This window comes from Ruegeria sp. MALMAid1280 (assembly GCF_049195285.1).
GTDB lineage: Bacteria > Pseudomonadota > Alphaproteobacteria > Rhodobacterales > Rhodobacteraceae > Ruegeria.
The window spans coordinates 63,860-82,316 of the sequence record NZ_JBMIRT010000040.1 but is presented as its reverse complement, the minus strand read 5'-3'; the positions used below and the strand labels follow the sequence as shown (position 1 = coordinate 82,316).

General features: G+C 58.1%; 21 protein-coding genes. 15 read left to right on the top strand and 6 right to left on the bottom strand.

Annotation, left to right across the window (positions count from 1 at the left end):
* Positions 1–17: 17 nt before the first annotated feature.
* Together ACOQFT_RS05895 and ACOQFT_RS05890 are read left to right on the top strand one after the other, a co-directional pair.
* On the top strand, positions 18–359 hold the full coding sequence (locus ACOQFT_RS05895; RefSeq protein WP_170417920.1) for a copper-binding protein: 342 nt from the start codon (positions 18–20) through the stop codon (positions 357–359).
* 565 nt (positions 360–924) lie between these two features.
* Positions 925–1,545 (top strand): class I SAM-dependent methyltransferase, encoded by a 621-nt coding sequence (locus tag ACOQFT_RS05890; protein WP_170417923.1) that lies wholly within the window; start codon positions 925–927, stop codon positions 1,543–1,545.
* Between the two features lie 73 nt (positions 1,546–1,618).
* Here the strand turns inward: ACOQFT_RS05890 and ACOQFT_RS05885 are convergent, their stop codons facing one another.
* Together ACOQFT_RS05885 and ACOQFT_RS05880 are read right to left on the bottom strand one after the other, a co-directional pair.
* A complete protein-coding gene (locus ACOQFT_RS05885; RefSeq protein WP_050605707.1) occupies positions 1,619–3,016 on the bottom strand; it encodes an ATP-binding protein in 1,398 nt (465 codons plus the stop codon).
* Positions 3,013–3,738, bottom strand: coding sequence for a response regulator (locus ACOQFT_RS05880; protein WP_170417925.1), 726 nt, complete (start codon positions 3,736–3,738; stop codon positions 3,013–3,015). The genes ACOQFT_RS05885 and ACOQFT_RS05880 overlap by 4 nt, the downstream gene beginning before the upstream one ends.
* 172 nt (positions 3,739–3,910) lie before the next feature.
* On the opposite strand from ACOQFT_RS05880, the gene ACOQFT_RS05875 reads away from it, so the two are divergent.
* From ACOQFT_RS05875 to petA, 9 genes are all read left to right on the top strand, one after another.
* Entirely contained in the window at positions 3,911–4,426 is a 516-nt protein-coding gene (locus ACOQFT_RS05875) for a calcium-binding protein (protein WP_170417928.1), read from the top strand.
* Positions 4,427–4,677: 251 nt separating this feature from the next.
* Positions 4,678–5,400: a TVP38/TMEM64 family protein gene (locus tag ACOQFT_RS05870; protein WP_331252139.1), complete on the top strand. Its 723-nt coding sequence runs from the start codon at positions 4,678–4,680 to the stop codon at positions 5,398–5,400.
* Positions 5,397–5,765: a hypothetical protein gene (locus tag ACOQFT_RS05865; RefSeq protein ID WP_157054266.1), complete on the top strand. Its 369-nt coding sequence runs from the start codon at positions 5,397–5,399 to the stop codon at positions 5,763–5,765. The genes ACOQFT_RS05870 and ACOQFT_RS05865 overlap by 4 nt, the downstream gene beginning before the upstream one ends.
* A gap of 84 nt (positions 5,766–5,849) precedes the next feature.
* A complete protein-coding gene (locus tag ACOQFT_RS05860) occupies positions 5,850–6,209 on the top strand; it encodes a hypothetical protein (protein WP_152460765.1) in 360 nt (119 codons plus the stop codon).
* Between the two features lie 132 nt (positions 6,210–6,341).
* Positions 6,342–7,391 carry a YncE family protein gene (locus tag ACOQFT_RS05855; protein WP_170417931.1) on the top strand — a complete coding sequence of 350 codons (1,050 nt, stop codon included), beginning with the start codon at positions 6,342–6,344 and terminating at the stop codon, positions 7,389–7,391.
* A gap of 132 nt (positions 7,392–7,523) precedes the next feature.
* On the top strand, positions 7,524–9,809 hold the full coding sequence (locus ACOQFT_RS05850) for a copper-transporting P-type ATPase (protein ID WP_421597076.1): 2,286 nt from the start codon (positions 7,524–7,526) through the stop codon (positions 9,807–9,809).
* The gene (locus tag ACOQFT_RS05845) at positions 9,806–11,140 is read left to right on the top strand and encodes an APC family permease (protein WP_255612171.1); all 1,335 of its coding nucleotides are present in this window, start codon (positions 9,806–9,808) and stop codon (positions 11,138–11,140) included. Before ACOQFT_RS05850 ends, ACOQFT_RS05845 begins: the two co-directional genes overlap by 4 nt.
* Complete coding sequence (locus ACOQFT_RS05840; protein ID WP_170417934.1) at positions 11,137–11,415, top strand: DUF2933 domain-containing protein; 279 nt, start codon at positions 11,137–11,139, stop codon at positions 11,413–11,415. The genes ACOQFT_RS05845 and ACOQFT_RS05840 overlap by 4 nt, the downstream gene beginning before the upstream one ends.
* Before the next feature lie 325 nt (positions 11,416–11,740).
* Positions 11,741–12,289 (top strand): ubiquinol-cytochrome c reductase iron-sulfur subunit, encoded by a 549-nt coding sequence (gene petA, locus ACOQFT_RS05835; RefSeq protein WP_421597068.1) that lies wholly within the window; start codon positions 11,741–11,743, stop codon positions 12,287–12,289.
* A 292-nt stretch (positions 12,290–12,581) separates the two neighbouring features.
* Here petA and ACOQFT_RS05830 read toward each other — a convergent pair whose 3' ends face one another.
* Together ACOQFT_RS05830 and ACOQFT_RS05825 are read right to left on the bottom strand one after the other, a co-directional pair.
* Positions 12,582–13,832: an MFS transporter gene (locus ACOQFT_RS05830; protein ID WP_421597067.1), complete on the bottom strand. Its 1,251-nt coding sequence runs from the start codon at positions 13,830–13,832 to the stop codon at positions 12,582–12,584.
* The gene (locus ACOQFT_RS05825) at positions 13,819–14,847 is read right to left on the bottom strand and encodes a lysylphosphatidylglycerol synthase domain-containing protein (protein ID WP_421597066.1); all 1,029 of its coding nucleotides are present in this window, start codon (positions 14,845–14,847) and stop codon (positions 13,819–13,821) included. Before ACOQFT_RS05825 ends, ACOQFT_RS05830 begins: the two co-directional genes overlap by 14 nt.
* 89 nt (positions 14,848–14,936) lie before the next feature.
* Between ACOQFT_RS05825 and ACOQFT_RS05820 the strand changes: the two genes are divergently transcribed.
* Together ACOQFT_RS05820 and ACOQFT_RS05815 are read left to right on the top strand one after the other, a co-directional pair.
* On the top strand, positions 14,937–15,368 hold the full coding sequence (locus tag ACOQFT_RS05820) for a heavy metal-responsive transcriptional regulator (protein WP_421597065.1): 432 nt from the start codon (positions 14,937–14,939) through the stop codon (positions 15,366–15,368).
* Between the two features lie 266 nt (positions 15,369–15,634).
* On the top strand, positions 15,635–16,111 hold the full coding sequence (locus tag ACOQFT_RS05815) for a DUF411 domain-containing protein (RefSeq protein ID WP_421597064.1): 477 nt from the start codon (positions 15,635–15,637) through the stop codon (positions 16,109–16,111).
* A 211-nt stretch (positions 16,112–16,322) separates the two neighbouring features.
* Here the strand turns inward: ACOQFT_RS05815 and ACOQFT_RS05810 are convergent, their stop codons facing one another.
* Positions 16,323–16,541: a GDCCVxC domain-containing (seleno)protein gene (locus tag ACOQFT_RS05810; RefSeq protein WP_421597063.1), complete on the bottom strand. Its 219-nt coding sequence runs from the start codon at positions 16,539–16,541 to the stop codon at positions 16,323–16,325.
* Positions 16,542–16,545: 4 nt separating this feature from the next.
* Positions 16,546–16,869 (bottom strand): hypothetical protein, encoded by a 324-nt coding sequence (locus tag ACOQFT_RS05805; protein WP_170481547.1) that lies wholly within the window; start codon positions 16,867–16,869, stop codon positions 16,546–16,548.
* Positions 16,870–17,014: 145 nt separating this feature from the next.
* On the opposite strand from ACOQFT_RS05805, the gene ACOQFT_RS05800 reads away from it, so the two are divergent.
* Positions 17,015–17,431, top strand: a complete 417-nt coding sequence (locus tag ACOQFT_RS05800; protein WP_421597062.1) for a MerR family transcriptional regulator — start codon at positions 17,015–17,017, stop codon at positions 17,429–17,431.
* A 348-nt stretch (positions 17,432–17,779) separates the two neighbouring features.
* Entirely contained in the window at positions 17,780–18,403 is a 624-nt protein-coding gene (locus ACOQFT_RS05795; RefSeq protein WP_247748073.1) for a transglutaminase-like cysteine peptidase, read from the top strand.
* Positions 18,404–18,457 lie beyond the last annotated feature (54 nt).

The window sequence follows — 18,457 nt, the reverse complement described above, 5'->3', positions numbered from 1 at the left end:
TGAAACAGGAGCATCTGATGAAAACTTTGACTGCAATTTTGGCCCTATTGGCCGTGTCTACAACATCCGGCATCGCGCAAACGAACCACGGCATGGACCATTCCAACATGCCCATGTCTTCCGAACAGATGGAAGGTGCGGTCCACGCAAAGGCTTTGGTGAACTCAATTGGCGACGAAACCGCTAACGTCAGCCATGATCCGATCCCCGAGATCGGGTGGCCCGCGATGACGATGGATTTGCAGCTTCTTGAGAATGCCCAGATGATGGGTGAGATCAGCGCAGGTGACGAAGTCACACTGATGTTGGTCAAAAGCGATGATGGTATGTATGCGATCGGCGCGATCATGAAAAACTGAGTCTGTTGATGCGGCAGCTATTCACCAATGATGTGATTGTTCGCCGTTTCAACGACTGTAGGAAATTCTATGAACTAAGAGAAATGGAGTAGGAGCCACTCAAGAACCAAATCGTATTTCAACGATCTGTGGCTCTGCTCATAAGTTATCAGTCCATTGTCGGTTAAAGGCGCTTTAAGCAATTCGTTGACTGATTGAAGCTCCAAAGCTCAGAAAATCTTCCGGCTATACTGATTGAACAGAGCAATCCAGGCAAGCAGTACACAAACTGCCAACGCTTCGGTATCTCCGGCCCGCGCCACTGCAGTTAAACTGCGCAAAATTCTGGAGCTACTTGCGCAGCCCAGTGGAAATCTGACCGACAAGCAAATCCCACCTAAAACATTTCACAATTGGAATGTGTGTACTACATTGTCGCCGAGATGACTTCACGCGGCCATTCAACGGACCAGCGTCGAATTGTCTGGGGCGTTGCCTTGTTGGTTTTTGCTTCAGTCGAAAACGCAGCGCGGAGCGGTCAAAATGAGGATATCTCCAGGGCGACGACTTGGGAAAACGATACGACATGACAGCTAACACAAGAGAGCACTGGGACGATGTCTATGGCGAGAAGTTTGACACCCAATTGAGTTGGCACGAGGATGATCCAGAGATATCGCTTGAACTCATCGAGTTGATCAGAGTGTCTAAGCCTTCATCCGTCATCGACATTGGTGGAGGTACATCTCGTCTTGCTGGAGCGTTGCTTGCGAAGGGGCTCCATGACGTGACAGTTCTCGATCTATCGCAGGTCGCGTTGGACACGGCCCGGGAAAGGTTGGGGCGCGCCGCTGAAACAGTCACTTGGATTTCTGCAGATATAACTTCTTGGGTCCCCGATCGCAGATATGACGTCTGGCATGATAGGGCGGTTTTTCACTTTCTCGTGGATACATCGCAACGCGCGGCCTATCTGGAAAGCGTGAAGAAAGGGGTAAAAATTGGCGGCCATGTGATCATTGCTACGTTTGCACTTGATGGGCCGGAGACTTGCAGTGGTCTCCCTGTCGCCCGCTATAGTCCGAGCGATATCGCCGTGCTTTTTGAGGAACACTTTGAACTCGTCGCGCATCGCCATCACCTGCACCAAACCTCTTGGGGGGAAAGTCAGTCTTTCCAGTTCAGTGTTCTCCGCCGCTGCGTTTGAGCCCACACCTGAAACTGGCCCAAAGCGGTACGCTTCCAATAAGCTTTCGGGGCATGCCGATTGTGTTCACAAGTTACGTTTGGCCCTCAAAAACTGGCAGAACCACCTTAGCGCACAAGCCGCCAGTTTCCCCGTTTAGCAATTCTATCGTGCCACCGTGCGACTGGATGATCGTACGTGCGATCGACAGCCCCAAGCCGGTTCCGCCAGTCTCTCGCGAGCGGGATGTTTCAAGCCGCACGAATGGGTCGAATACCGCATCGAGCATATGCTCGGGGATGCCGGGCCCCTGATCCTGGATCAATATTTTTGCCTCATTCCCCTCTTGCATGACTGAGACGTTGGCCCGGGCACCATACCGGCAGGCGTTTTCAATGATATTGCGCAGAGCTCGCTTCATCAGCATCGGCCGAAGCGTGACGGCCGGATTGTCTGCGACCGATACTTCAACCGTGTCACCGGCTTGCACAATGTCTTCGGTCGTTTTGGTTACGAATTCACCAATTGGGACGGTACTGGAAGGTTCGCGCGTGGCCACGCCCTTGGCAAATGACAGGGTGGAGTCCACCATCTCCTGCATTTCCTCGATGGTCTCGATCAGATGGTCACGGGTCTCCTCTTCCTCCACCAGTTCGGCGCGAACCCGCAATCCCGTCAGTGGCGACCGCAAATCGTGACCCAGCGCCCCCAATAGTCTGGTCCGATCGGCAACATAGCGAGTCAGCCTATCACGCATATGGTTGAACGCCTGCGTCAAATCTCGCACCTCGGTCGGACCAGAAACCGTCAGTTCCTGGACGTCTTCACCGCGACCAAACTGGTCTGCAGCCAGTGACAGGCGGCGCAACGGGCCGGTCAGCCGTGTCAGTAGAAACCAAATGGCTGCTCCAAGAATTAAAGTTGCAGTGAAACCGAAGCTGACGAAGGACTGCAAAGGCCATTGCAGAGGAGGGTTATGGAACCGGGTATCCACGTTGAGCCATTGATCGGTCGTCAGAGCGATCGACAGCTGCATTTCAATTGCGGAAACGTGATCACGCATCATTGCCATGTGCATTTCAGCCATTGTAGACGGAACACCTTCAACCGGCAGCATATCGGGAGAGAACTCATGCAACTCTACCCGGATGGGACGGTTTTCATAGCCTGGCAGAATTCTGCGGATTGTGTTTTCGACCGTCCCACCAGCGCTATGTCCGGTGTGATCGACTGCGGGCGTATCTGTAAGGCTGAAACGCACCAGTGGAGAACTTGCCGCCCGCAGGATCGCGTCGTGCATCTCGGGTGGAGCTTCTTCAATCAGCCGCGCGATGTTTGCGGCGCGTCCGGCGGTTTCCAGGCCAAGGGCCATGTGCACTGCCATTGAGCGTTCGTCGACGAACAGCCACAGGCTGACCAGTTGCGCGGCAGCCAGCGCGGCGATGATCAAAAGGATAAGCTGACCGCGCAGACTTTGGGCAAAGGCTTTCATCCCGTAAGCTCGCTCACGTCGGTCGACAGGCAATAACCGCCACCTCTTATCGTGGTGATGAGCTTCGGCCGCGTTGGGTCAGCTTCGATCTTGCGACGCAAGCGGCTGACCTGGTTGTCGATCGTACGGTCGAACAAGTGCGGGCTGCGGCCGGCGGTCAAATCCAGCAGTTCGTCTCGCGACAGGAGTTTGCGGGGCCGCTGCAGGAATACGGCCAGCAGCCGGACATCGGCGGTGGTCAGACTTTCTTCGGCCCCTTCGGCGGATATCAAGGTGCGACTGTCGGCATCCAGAACCCAGCTTCCAAAGGCGATCCGTTTGCCGCTCAGATCGCCAGCCGGGGGGACGGTGGTTTCGGAACGCCGCAGGATCGCCTTGATCCGGGCCAGCAATTCACGTGGGTTGAATGGTTTGGGCAGGTAGTCATCGGCGCCGATCTCTAAACCCACGATACGGTCGGTGTCATCGCTGAGGGCTGTCAGCATCAGGATCGGCGGGCCACCGGCCGCGGACAGGCGGCGACAGACCGACAATCCGTTTTCGCCCGGCATCATGATGTCGAGTACGATAAGATCAATCCGACCGGCCGCCAGTCGTGCGTCCATCTCGGTTGCGTCGCGCGCGGTACTGGCGCGCAACCCATTCTTTTCCAGATAGCGGCTGACAGCATCACGGATTTCGCGGTGGTCGTCGACAATCAAGATATGTGGTGCTTCAGTCATGGCGCAATCATAAGCCCCGGCGCGGTACAAATCCCGGCTTTTTTGTATCCCTTTGTATCAGTTGGGCGGGCTGCGACACAACGATACAAACCGGGTTGAGCAGGGGGGTGGTGGCGCGACCGAGGGCGGCCATATGCTTTGTGTAGAAACAAAAACCCGAGAGGTGAAAGTCATGAAACGTACCTTCACGCTGGCCGCTGGAGCCATTGCCGCGACTTTGATGGCGCTGCCCGCGCTTGCCGCCGGTCAGCATGGCAGCAGCGCGCAGATGCAGGGCCATGAGGGCGGCATGATGCAGGGTGCGCCCGGCGGCATGATGGGCGATCACGCAGGCATGATGCAAATGATGGTGAAAATGCATGGCCAGATGATGGGCGGCAACTGGCTGGCGGTTCTGGACATGGACGAGGACGGTCGCCCGAGCGAATCTGAGATCGCCGAAGGTCTGAAGGCCCGGATGCAGGCGCATGACGTTAATGGAGATGGCAACCTGTCGATTGATGAGTTCGAAGCGCTGCATTCCGGGATGATCCGCGAAACCATGGTGGACCGATTTCAGCATCTTGATGCCAATGGCGATGGCGTTGTGACCACAGGGGAAATCGAGAAAGGCGCAAAGACGATGTCGCCGAAACACGGCATGAAGGCCTCGAAACCTGTGACAAAGGCTTCTGAAACCAACAACTGAAACGCAACCGTGTAGCCGGGTCATCGCACTCGGCACAAACCACTGAGGAACAAAGCGATGATGGGCTATGGCGCTGGAATGGGGTTTGGAATGATCTGGATGTTGCTGATCGCAGTGTTGATCGTTCTGGCGATCGTAGCGCTGATCAAATACATCGCTAAGTGACCTCGGAATCCGTCACTCCCGTTTAGGGGTGGAGGGCTATGTCATAGGAGGAACGAAAGCTGGAGGGCCTGCACAGCAATAGCCGTTTGGTTTTCATCGCGGTTTTGATCGCGTTGCTGATCGCCACCATCTGGTTGTGGCTGTCTGGCGCGTTGGACGCAGGACTATCGCGCGAAGTCATTACTGCGTGGGTGGATTGGGCCGGCCCGTTCGGACCCGTTGTCATCATCGGCTTCATGACAGCCGCAGTGGTTGCCAGCCCAATCCCCAGCGCTCCGATCGCTGTCGCTGCCGGGGTGGCATATGGGCATGGGCTGGGAACCGCATTGGTTGCTATCGGAGCGGAGTTGGGGGCGCTGCTGGCGTTCCTGATAGCCCGTTGGTTGGGGCGCGACGCGCTGCGCCAGTGGTTCGGCGACAAGCTGGACTTGGGGTTGCTTGGATCGCAGAATGCCCTGATGTTGACCGTGTTCACCAGCCGCCTGATGCCTTTCGTTTCTTTCGACATGGTCAGCTATGCCGCCGGTCTGACCCGACTTCAATTTTGGCGGTTCGCACTGGCCACCTTGGCTGGACTCCTGCCGGCCAGTTTCGTTCTGGCCCATCTGGGCAGCCAGATTACCGAAACCGCGACAGGCGGCACCAGCCTTGCGGTTATCGGGCTTGGGCTGTTGACGGGGGCGCCACTTATCTGGTTGGCTTGGAAACGCAAGATGCCTGTTGGCTCTTCAGACCACGAATTGAGCCAGATCAATGCGACCGGTCCAAGCGGCCCTAAACTGTTGGAGAATGGAGGAAACCCTAAGTGATCCGCGCACAATGGATATCAACTGCGACACGGACGGCCCGAGCCATGGGCCGGCTGCAGGTCCTGTTGATCTGTGCGTTGGTGGTTTCGATGCTGATCTCTGTTGTGCCGTCCCATGCCGGGCATGACATCGCGAAGGCCGCCACCCAGGCCGAGCTTGTGATCGATGACAGCGGTGGGTATCCCGCGTCTCATCCATCAGAAGAATTAGACTGCTCAGTGCACCCGGGCTGCTATGCGATGGCAGTTATGGCGGCACCTGAATTGCTCTCGATGCGTATTGCTACGCCCGTGGCGCCAGAACGGTTCCGGCCACGCGCAAGCCTGCCGGTCGCACCACTACCACATCCGCCAAACCTGTCCTGAACGTGACCGGCAATGGCTCCGGAATCGCTCCGGGGTCTTGCCCAAGCCGTTGATTGCGGCCCAACTCAGTTCAGGACACTTACCATGCTTACCATTCTGTACTTTTTCGTCACGGGCGTGGTGCTATTCGCACTGTTGCGCCTGACCTGTGGCCCCTGTGTGATGGGGACACAAGAACATCATCCCGGTGTTCCGGTGACAACCCTTGGCTGGGCGCTCAGCCTGTTTCTGGCCGCAACCTACCTGCTGTGCGTGGCCTTTGACCTGATCTTTCCAAGTTTTGCCATGTACCGGGCTTGGATCGGCCTGATGCCCGGAATGACTTGGCTCAGCCTGCCCTCATTCCTGTTGGGACTGTTATGGGCGTTTCTCTACGGCTGGTACGCCGCGTTGCTGTTCGGCGGACTGTTCAATGTCTTTGCGGCTCGCACAAAACTCAACTGATTGAAAGGACAAAGCCATGAAGGCCATCGCTCTGACCCTGCTTTTGACGCCCTTCCTGATGGCCGTCATCTACCGGATTTTTCTGCACGTGCCCGCCAATGCGCGCGTTTCAGTTGACGAAAGGAAACCTAAATGACCCTGTTCAATCTGGCCGCAGGCCTGTCCGTCGCAGCTTTGACTGCGCCTTCGCTCACGCTGGCGGCAACCGTGTTCATTCCCGAAGGCAGCGCGGACTCGGTTCTGGTGATCGACTCCGAAACCGGCAAGACCGTCGAGCGGCTGCCGAGGCTCGTGGCGGTCCATGGGCTGGCCGGCGCGCCCGGCTTTAAGTACCTGGTCGCGGGCAGCTACGCAGAAACCGAGGCCACAACGCCACCAAAACCCGAAGGTATGTCCAAGGATGAACACGCTGCGCACCACGCCAAGCGCGATGTCACTGCGTTGCCCAAAGACAAGGGGCGGAGCCTGCTGACGATCCTTGATGCGGAAACACGCGAGGTCGTCCGCCAGATCGAGGTTCCAGGTGCGGTGCATCACACTGCGGTGTCGCCCGACGGGCGGTTCGCGGTGGCGACCCATCCGGGCGGTGACGGTATTTCGATCGTCGATCTCGATAAGCTCAGCTTCCTTGGTTTCGTAGCAACCGGGCCAATGCCCAACTATGCGGTATTCGCGCCTGACGGCGACAGGGTCTATGTCACCAATACCGGCAATGGTACACTTAGCGAAGTGGATGTCGTCAAAGGCTTCGTCGTACGCAACATGCCCGTCGGCGAAGGCCCTGAGCATCTTGTACTTAACGCCACCGGCAGCGCCGCCTTCGTAGCCGACAGTGATGGTGGCAAGGCCTTCCGCGTAGATCTTGCCAGCGGTTCTGTCACCGAAACCTATGACATTGGAGGCGAGTTGCACGGGATCGGCCTGTCCGACCGCGAGGGCGTACTGTTCGTGGCCGCCAAAGGCACCGACCGGTTGTTGTCGATTGATCTTGCTACGGGCAAACAGCGCTCGACCAACCTGTCACCGGCACCTTATCACCTGACGACCATACCGAACTCAGGCAAAGTGATGGTATCAAGCCGAACCGAACCGAAGGTCTGGATCGTCGATCAAGTCAGCCTGACGGCTATTACCGAAATGCCGATACTGGGTGAGGGCCACCAGATGGTTGTTCTGCCCTGAAGGACTGTGCCCGGCATTGCGTAATTAAACGGCTCTACGACCAAAGCTTAAACCAGGGAGCAGAACATGACAGAAGACCACGACATCAGAATCCACGCGAACGGCCCGACCGAGGTCGCTTACGTCTGCCCCATGCATTCTGACGTGCGTCAATCTGGGCCCGGCGACTGTCCCAAATGCGGGATGCACCTTGTGCCCGAGGGCGAGGTGGATGCGCATGCGCATCACCACCATTCCGCGCATCATGGCGCGACGGACGAGAACGGTGAATATGACATCGTTCCGACAGGCTATGACGGACCCGTATATACCTGCCCGATGCATCCGCAGGTGCGGCAAACCCATCCCGGGTCCTGTCCACTCTGCGGCATGGGGTTGGAGCTGGAAAGCGCGGCGATGGTGGACGAGGGGCCGAACCCGGAACTGGTGGATTTCACCCGGCGCCTATGGGTAGGTGCGATTCTGACGCTTCCACTTTTGGTTTTCACGATGGGCCCCTACGTTGGGCTGTCTGGTGTGCGAGAGATTTTTGGTGAGCGAACAACCCTATGGATTGAACTGATACTTGGCACTCCGGTTGTTCTTTGGTGCGGTTGGCCATTTCTGGAACGAGGGTGGAATTCGTTTCGCACCATGAACCTGAACATGTTCTCGTTGATTGCCATGGGGGTTTCGGCCGCGTGGCTGTTCAGCGTTGTCGCCGTATTGATGCCCCACATATTTCCGGACGGTTTTCGAGATTCAGAAGGCCATGTTGGGGTCTATTTCGAAGCGGCCGCAGTTATCGTTACACTTGTTCTGCTCGGGCAGGTGATGGAACTGCGGGCACGCGAAGGCACAGGAAAGGCAATCCGCGCTTTGCTGGACATGGCCGCAAAGACCGCCCGCATTATCCGCCCTGACAGCAGTGAAGAGGAAATTCCGCTTGAAGAAGTACAGGTAGGTGACCGCCTTCGCGTACGCCCCGGCGACAAGGTGCCAGTAGACGGCATTGTACTCGAAGGGCGCTCATCTGTTGACGAAAGCATGATCTCTGGCGAACCGGTTCCGGTCGAAAAGGTACAAGGCGAGCCGGTCACAGGGGCCACAATCAACGGCACCGGTAGCCTTGTGATCGAAGCAACCCGAGTGGGCTCTGACACAATGCTGTCCCAGATTGTCGAAATGGTGGCCAACGCGCAACGCTCGCGCGCACCAATTCAGAAATACGCTGACAAAGTGGCGGGCTGGTTTGTACCGGCGGTCATAAGTATAGCTGCGCTGGCCTTTATTGCATGGGCAATTTGGGGACCGGCTCCGGCGCTCTCCTACGCCTTGATCGCAGCGGTGTCGGTACTGATCATAGCTTGCCCGTGCGCGCTTGGCCTGGCCACTCCGATGTCGATCATGACGGCCACGGGGCGCGGGGCGCAGGCCGGAGTGCTGATCAAAAATGCCGAAGCGCTGGAGCGGTTCGAGAAGATCGATACTTTGATCGTCGACAAAACTGGCACGCTGACCATGGGCAAGCCAAAGCTTGTGGCTGTATTACCCGAACCTGGCCATGACGAGGTCGAGGTGCTGCGGCTGGCCGCAACGCTGGAGAAGGGCTCGGAGCACCCGTTAGCTGAGGCAATCGTCACAGGAGCCGAGGAACGTGGCGTAGCCCTGTCCGACGCCAGTGACTTCGAGGCGGTGACTGGTAAAGGCGTGAAAGGCACGGTGGATGGCCGCCCCGTCGCGCTCGGCAATCTGAAACTGGTCACCGATCTCGGACTCGAGGCGGCCGAACTGACGGCCAAGGCCAATGCGCGTCGGGATGACGGCGAAACGGTGATGTTCGTGATGCTTGATGGTTCAGTGGCGGGGTTGGTCTGCGTCGCCGACCCGGTCAAGGAAACAACACCAGCCGCACTCAAGGCGCTGCACGAACTGGGTTTCCGGATCATCATGGCGACTGGCGACAACGAACGCACTGCAAAGGCGGTGGCCGAACGTCTGGGTATCGATGAGATACGAGCAGACGTTGTACCTGAGGACAAGGCCCGCATAATTCGCGAACTGCAGGAGAAAGGCGCAAAGGTCGCCATGGCGGGTGACGGAGTGAACGACGCACCCGCGTTAGCGCAGTCCGATGTGGGCATCGCCATGGGGACCGGTGCCGACGTGGCGATCGAAAGTGCAGGCTTCACGCTGGTCAACGGTAGCCTCGATGGCATCGTGCGCGCCCGAAGGCTGGCCCGCGCTACCATGCGCAATATCCGGCAAAACCTTTTCTTTGCCCTGATCTACAACGCCTCGGGCGTTCCGGTGGCGGCAGGCCTTCTGTTTCCGCTCTTCGGCATCCTGATCAGCCCGATGTTTGCGGCCTTCGCTATGAGTGCTTCATCAATTTCAGTGGTGTTGAATGCGCTGCGATTGCGGGGGGCGAAGATTTGAGCACGCACGAGCATAGTACCCACGGCGCCAGTGGCGCGCTGAAGCCCGGATCAATCTCGCTGACCGGAGCCGTCGCCATGGGGACCGGCGTGATGATTGGCGCTGGGATCTTTGCACTTACCGGACAGATCGCCGGGCTGGCGGGGCCATGGTTTCCGCTGTCCTTCGTGGTCGGGGCCGTGGTGACGGTTTTCAGCGCCTATACCTATATCGCCATGTCCAACGCCTGGCCCTCATCGGGCGGCATCGCCATGATCCTGACCAAGGCATATGGGCCCGGGGCGGTTGCGGCGGCGGCCTCGCTGCTGATGGCACTGTCGATGGTGATCAACGAAAGCCTCGTCGCGCGTACTTTCGCGACCTATGCGCTCCGCCCGTTCAACATCGAGAGCGGACCGCTGGTGTCTTTGGTCGCTGTTGCGCTGATCGTCTTTGCCTATGCGGTGAACCGGTCGGGCAACCGGTCGGTGGGGTTGTGGTCGATCATCATGTCGGCGCTCAAGATAGGCGGGATCGCAATATTCGGCATCGCCGCACTTTGGGCGGCGGGCGGAACCTGGCAGGTTCAGGGCTCGGAACCGGCGGCGCCGTTGGGGTTCGTCGCCTCGGTGGCCCTGTCGATCCTCGCGTTCAAGGGCTTCACCACCATCACCAACAGCGGGGCTGAGATCGTCGACCCGCACCGCAATGTCGGGCGCACCATCATGATCTCGATCGCGATCTGCGCGGTGGTCTACCTGCTGGTCGCCCTTGCGGTCGGCGTCAGCCTGCCGCCCGAGCAGATCCGCGCGGCGCAGGACTATGCTCTGGCCGAGGCTGCCAGGCCGGTGCTGGGGCAGGGCGGGTTCTACCTGACCGTTGCGCTGGCGATGGTGGCAACGGCCTCGGGGCTGATCGCCAGCGTTTTCGCCGTGTCCCGGATGCTGGCGATGCTGACCGACATGAAGATGATCCCGCACAGCCATTTCGGCATGACGGGCAGCATCCAGTCTCACACGCTGATCTACACGGTCGTGATTGCGGGTCTGCTTGCGGTGTTGTTCGACCTGTCTCGCATCGCCTCGTTGGGGGCGTTCTTTTACCTGGTGATGGACATGGCGGTGCATTGGGGTGTCTGGCGACGCTTGCGCGGTCAGATCAAAGCCCGTGGATGGGTCTTGCTGACCGCCCTGGCGCTGGACTGCGTAGTCCTGACCGCGTTCACAATACTCAAGCTGCGCTCCGACCCGATGATCGTAGTATATGCCGTTGCTGGCATCGGCTTGGTCTTCGTCTATGAGCGCATCTTTCTCAAACAATGGATCATCGAAAAGGAGACAAATCAGCTATGACCCAATCAAATTTCGACGAAACCCGCGCCACACAGGAGACGACCGAAAGGGTCAGCTCTGACGTAACGGCCGAAGCGCCCAAAACCGAAGATCAGACGGCCAACGGTGCCAAGCGTAATTGGCTCCCGGTTGTCATTGCGATCGCGTTGGGCGCCGCTGTTCTGGGCTGGGAATACCGCGAGACACTCTATCCTTTGCTCAGTTCTCCGTTGCTGTTCTTGCTGGTCTGCGTGGGCATGCATTTCTTAATGCATCGCGGCCACGGCAAACACTGAGAACGGCGCCCTGTATGGCTGGCGGCTTTGCGGCAAGAACACTGCGCAACAAGGAGCAGCAACGGCCAACTGATCAGAACAAATTTGTAACCCAATAAGGAAGGGAAATTGCCATGTTAGCAAATCCAATTCGGAGAGCAGCAACTGAACTGCACCTGACGGCCGGTGCACTACCTGTAGAGGCATTGCACGGTGACCCCGACGAAGATCACTCTGATGAATAGGGAATGGGGCATCGCGGTGAAGAAGAGAACCAGGGCGACTGATCCACCTCGTCCGAGTCCTATCATTCGATGAACCTGTCCTGACGCACAGGAGGAACAATATGTCTGAATTTTCTGAAAGACAGGCACCTTCAGAGCCTGAAAATCGGCGCGATTTCTTATACTTCGTCACCGGCGGTGCCGCCATCGTGGCCACGGGCGCGGCGGTCTGGCCACTTGTTAACAGCATGAACCCCAGTGCGGACATATCCGCCCAAGCCGTTGTCGACATAGATCTTGAAGGTGTCGGACCAGGAACGAGGATCACTGTCAAATGGAAAGGCAAGCCGATCTTTATAGACCACCGGACTAAAGAGCGGATCGCGCTGGCGATAGCAGAAGACGATGCACCAATGATCGACCCGCAACCTGACGCCGAGCGCGTACAGCGACCGGAATGGCTGGTAGTTATTGGCGTTTGCACCCATCTGGGATGCATACCACTCGGGCAGGGCGGCAGCGAACCCACCGGAGACTGGGACGGTTGGTTCTGTCCGTGTCACGGTTCACATTACGACACGTCTGGCAGAATTCGGAAAGGCCCCGCGCCCCGCAACCTCGATCTGCCCCCTTACGAGTTCGTCACCGACACACGGGTCAAAATTGGGTGACGGCGCGGTGAACTTTGTTCAGAGGCGCGTGCCTCACCAGGTTCGTTTGTCAGTCCTCGAATATCCCTCGATCAGCGCCGCGATGCTATGCGGCGGAATTCGACATGTACCCCGCTTTCTGGAGTTTTCGAGAAGAGACCTCGCCGTCATGTTCTGAACGGAACAATTCTAATCGCTGCGCTCAACGTTTTCTGCTTCGCCCATGTTTAGACATGCCATCTTGCCTTTTGACAGGATCGCATCTGAATTGCGGGTTGAGAGGAAACGCTTTGGTCCTGAACAAGGTGCTATTTCAACCCCGTGTCAGCCGCGCGGCGATCGCGACCTGTCCCAGCGCGGCCAGGATCGCAGCGATGAACACGGCTTCGATGGCGATCATGCTGACCACCACACCGCCCACAAGCGGCGCCAGCGCCGCCGGGGTCGCAAAGCTGTTGAACCACGCGGAATAGGCCGGGCGGCGGTCGTCGGGCGAGATCTCCAGCAAGTAGCCGAGATAGCCGATGGTCACCCCGTTCATCATCGCGCCGATCAGGAAGAACAGCACCGCGAACCCGGTCAGCCCCGAACCCGTGACCACAAGCAGCAAAACCAGCACCGGAGGTCCGAGACGCACCAGTGCCACTATCCCCAGCAGGCGCAATTTGCCCGCCTGGTCTCCGATGTGGCCCCAGAGCGGATTCGAGGCCAGCGCGCCGACAGTCTGCGCCGCCAACAGCGTTCCGACATCCGCCGCCCCGAGGCCGCTGCGGCTGGCGGCAACGACATAGAACGGCAACGCCATCAGCGTCGCTGCACCAAGCCATTGGAAGATCAGGAACAGCCGGAACCGGCGGTCCTGCCGCAGCGTCGAGAAACCTTCGCGCAGAAATCCAGACAGATTGGCAGGACGGTCCCGTGGCGCCCTTGCAGCGGTAGCGGCCTCACCCGCCGAGACAAAAAGCGTCGCAGAGACGATCATGAGCACCGCGCCGAGCCAGAATATCAGCGCATAGGCCCTGAGCGGCGGCATCACGTCGAGCGCGAGTCGCAGAACGCCCGCCACCAGAACCGCCAGAACACCGCCGCCGAAAAAGCGCCAGGCCAACATCCGGCTGCGGCGCTCGGACGGGATCGCCCGGCCGACGATGTCGTTGTAGGGCACCGCGACCACGCCGCTGACAAAGGCATAGACCGTCCACAATCCCAGCATCCCGAGCGCCAGCGGAACCGGAGGCCAATCGACCTGAGGCCAGTCGGCCCCCCACCACAGAAGAATACCGATCATCGCGACCGTGATCGCCCGCCCATAGGCACCAAGGGCGTAGAACGGCATGCGCCGATCGGTGCGCTCGGCGAGGTAGCCCACCGCGAACTGGGGCAGCAGCCAGCCAAGACGCAGGACCGTGCTGGCATAGCCCACGGCCAGCGCGCTACCGGTCAGCATATGCACCAGACTGGCCACCACCGTCGCGCTGTCCACCGCCGCCGACCCGCCCTGAAACACCGCACCAGCACCGGCGATGCGCCAAAATCTCGTGTCTTCGGGATTACGTCTTGCCATTCGCCGCCTCTGCCTCCGCCCGGGCGCGGCGGATGTCGATGCCGCTCTGCCACAACACCGTCAGGCCGATCCCGACCACCAGAAGGATCGTCAGCACATAGTTGAACAGGATCATCAGAAGGGCGGTTTCGTCCGGAACGCCAAGCACCTTGAGCGCGAACCCCGCCCCAAAGACAAAGCTCGCTGGGATGCGCACGAAACGACCCAGAACCATGGCGAACCCGGCAAACACCATCAGGAACAGATAATCCCACGCGCTCAGCACCACGCCAACCGCCAGCCCGGCCCACAGGAAATGGGTTGTCGCCACCAGCTTACCCGCAATGGCTGCGGCAATGGCGGCGATGCGGCGGGCCCGTGCCTGTGGCCAGACGATCCCTTCACCGAGCGCGGTGCGCAGATACGCGCCATCGGCCCCGATGCGGGCGGCAGCCCAGTCGAAGAGTCGGCAGACCAGAGGGTCCTCGCTCAGAAGTGACGCGCGGAACCGGAACAGAACCCAAAGCAGGCTGCCGAAAAGCATCAGGTTCAATAGGCCCGCAACGCTCAATCCCAGCCGCAGGTCACCCTCGATCTGTGGAATCTGGCCGGCGGCGGCCACCGCTCCGGCAAAAAGGGCGAAAACGACGCCGTCGAGGAACCGGGCGATGATCGCGGTTGCAAGCACGGTCGCCATCTTCAAGCGGTCGAGCCGGGCAACCAGCCAGGCCCGGACCAGCGGGCTGATGCCGAGCGGGACAAGGACATTTGCGCCATAACCTGCCAGTAGCGCCCCCGTCAGCCGCAGGGTGCCGACCGGTTTCACGTCGAACAGGATCTGCCGCCACTTCCAGCCGCTCATCAGCTGCTCCAGCAGGATGGTGGCGGCAAGAATCGCGATCCAGAACATGTTGGCTCCGCGCAGGCCCTGCAGAAACAGCGCAAAATCGAGGCTGCCGTAGAGCGCAAACACCAGATAGAGCGCCAGGGCGGAGCCGAATATCGGCAGCAGCCACCGTTTCAGGAAGATCCGCATATGACATCCTCGCAAGCACCAAGACCCCAATGTTTTAACCTCCGTATCATGATACGGTGTCAAGATGCCGGTGAAGGAGGGAGACCGCGATGCAACCACTTAAGATCGGCCAGGCCGCGCGCGAAGCCGGGATAGGCGTCGAGACGATCCGATTTTATGAAAGGAAGGGCCTTGTCACTCAGCCGCCGCGCCCAATTGACGGCGGCGCGCGGGACTATGGTGGCGACACGCTTTGGCGGCTGAAATTCATATCCGGCGCTAAGAAGCTCGGATTTTCACTTGCCGAAATCGCGGAAATTCTGGAGTTGCGCACGGCACCAAATTCCGAGTGCGTCGCGATGCAGGCCAGAGCGCGCAAAAAGCGGGACGAAATTCAGGAACGGATCGACGGGCTTGCACGGTTGAGGAACAATCTGGACGAGCTGATCGCGGCGTGTCCGGGGCGTGGTGGAATTCAGAACTGTTCGATCGTGGGTGCCATAGAACGCAGCAGTGAGAAATTGGCGCAATTCCGGCCTTGAACAGAGGGTAGCGGAGTTGCTTGCGAACCGGGTTATTGCCAAGCAAGATCCAGAGTGGCTGGTGCAGCGAAAAAAGGAGAGCGAGGGTTCCGTCTCCGAGCAGAGTTTGCGCCAGATCATTGTGAGAAATCCCTGCGTCGCCCAGAAAGCCATATCTGATGAGTATCCGAGGGTAACGAATATGGCAGTCTCGTATCTGCGATCCGCATTCAATCCTGCCGGTGCGCTTTCACATCGGTTCAAGACAAGTTTTCTCCGGAGGGAACATGACAACGAATAACCTGAGCCGCCGCCGCGTGATGCAAGGAGCCGCGGCCCTTGCGGGAAGCGCGGCGCTTCCCGCCCTCGCGAAAACCGGCCCCTCAATCCATGTCCTGAAAGATCCGAATTGCGGATGCTGCGGCTCGTGGATCAATATCATGCGGGCGGAAGGCTTTGAAGTAAGCGTGGAAAACAGTGCCTGGGAGGCCTTGAACGCTTACAAAACCGCCAATGGAATTCGGGAGGGCATGATGTCATGCCACACGGGCCGCGTGGAGGGCTACATGATCGAAGGACACGTCCCGCCCGCTGACATCCGGCGCCTGCTGGGCGAACACCCGGATGCTGTCGGACTGTCGGTTCCGGGAATGCCGTTCGGCTCGCCAGGCATGGGGCCGGAAAGCGAACGCGAAGCCTTTGACGTCTTCCTGATCCGCAAGGATGGAACCACAGAGGTGTTTGCCAGCTACCCGGCCGCATGAAGTCCCGACGGCGCTGGCAAGATCCTGAAGAACACGGCGCTCGCTTCTTCTGCCCGGTTTACGTGACATTCTTCACGGCAAACCAGGTGATCCGTGGCTTCACGCCTGCCCTGGCCCACCGGGAAAATTCAAGCCTGCGGTGAAAAAATGCCCGCGCCCGCACAGCCTGATGACCGGCTTTGCGGACAAAACCGGCATCCCGGTCGCCGTATCAACCGCAGCATTTGTCGCCCGCCTGAATTGGCGGGCATGGAGCCGATCCGTAGGAACAGTAGACGCAGCAATCGCCGGGAAGTGGCTTCAGGACTGTTCCGCAAGATGTGCATTCGTAGAACCACTGACACGCGTCTGTTGGCATCGTTTCAGGCCTTGAATGTCTACATTCCGGGCAGATGATCGTGCTGACAAGGTTCAGGCGTTTTTCACTCATGGCGTCACATCAAGGTTATCAGGAAATCATTTATTCGGATTTCGTTGAGCACGATAACCCAAGCGATGGTTGTCAACGCAAAACTACCTGTCAGCCACCATTTGAGGCGGTCGAGTGAACCATGGCGGTACGCGACGATGCCAGAGAGAAACAGCAGGGCCGTCGAACCGCCGAGCACGTAATAACTTGCGGCGGCGATCTTGCCAAATACGGCCAGCCAGCTCCCTCCCAAGCCAAGTAAAATCAAGGCCATCGGCAAGATGCAGCAGGTCGCAACGCCAAATGCGGTAAACGATCCAAGAAAACTCGCCCCTACAAATTTGCTCATGGTCAGCTTTCTCCGACTTTGACGATCTTGAGCGGAAGCCGGTTCGGCTTCCTCGATTTTTGCTTCGTGCGATTTGTGAAATTCGACATCATGACCGACAACATGCATCCTGTAGTGGCTACAGGTTCAAGGGAAAGGTCATCACATGATTGCGATTGGCGAAGCGGCGAGATTGACCGGCCTGTCGGTCGAAACGATCCGCTACTACGAACGGGAAGGCATAGTCGAGAAAGCCGGTCGAACCGCCTCGGGGCGCCGCGCTTACACGGAACGGGAAATATCCGAGCTCAGATTCATCAAACGCTGCCGCGATCTAGGCTTCACTATTCAGGATGCATGCGCACTTCGCGAATTGTCCAAAGCGCCGGAGCAAGCCTGTCGTGACGCCGAAGACGTCGCAACAAAACATCTCGACAAGGTCAGGTCAAAGATCGCCGCTCTCCAACGGCTGGAGCAAGCATTGGTAGAACTTGTGCAGACCTGTACTGAAGGAGCAGCATGCCCCCTGCTAACGGCGTTGCTCAACGAGCCTGTCGTCAAAGATGTCATTAGCGGTCACTAATTGCAGCGCCCGGAAAAACCGAAACTGCCTGTCTCAGTTTGGGGAGGAGCGGCTTCATTGTCCCAGTATTTCGTAACCTTAAGCGATGACGGCCGATCTGTGTTGTATTTTTGTTGAATGAGAGAATTGCGATCAGCTTACCCTCTAGTTCGCGCTGTTAGCTATGCCGGACTGGTGATGGCGTGGATGCTCTGATGCTGTCAACTAAGGAAGAAATACCAAAGAATCTGCAAATTTTTGCCGCTTTACCCCTAGAGGCTAAGAAGCTGTTGCAATGCCTCAAGGCACATGAAGGCTTGGAATAAAATACATTGGCCCCGGAAGTTTGGATACCTTCGAGGAACGAGCATGGAGAAGGCAGATATGACAAATCCCACGTTAGTTCAGAGAATGTTATCGAAAAACCTGCTGGGTTATCTCCCAATGATCTGTTTTATATGCAGCTTTTTTGTGTCTGCCGCTACATTACAAGCCTCTGAGCTTCCCTCGATCGGTCTTGACAGAAAGATTGAAGCGCCATCCGGTGCCAAAACACTATGCAAAGATTACTCTTGGGCGTGCGCGAGCGCTCGTAGTTCTGGTCTGTCCGTGGCACAAGAAAATCAGATCGTTAAAACGATCAACACGCGCGTCAATCGGAGAATCCGTGCCGTTTCGGATCAAAGCCAATACGGGACAAAGGAATACTGGACACTGCCGACGCAAGGGTCAGGAGATTGCGAAGACTTCGCTTTGCAAAAGAAGTTTGAACTTGTGCAGAACGGTGTGGATCCTACGAAGCTACTAATCGCGACCGTCTTGGACACCAATCGCAATGGCCATGCTGTTCTAGTCTATCGCTCGAGTGAAGGCGATTTGGTTCTGGACAATGTTACCAACAGGATCAAAACGTGGAAGGAAACAAGGTATCTTTTCCTACGAATACAGGACCCGATTCACCCTGATCGTTGGGTACAGGTTTCTAGCGGCTAAACCATTGGGTAGACATTGGTTGCCTCTCGCAATTGATGTCACGACCTGCATTGT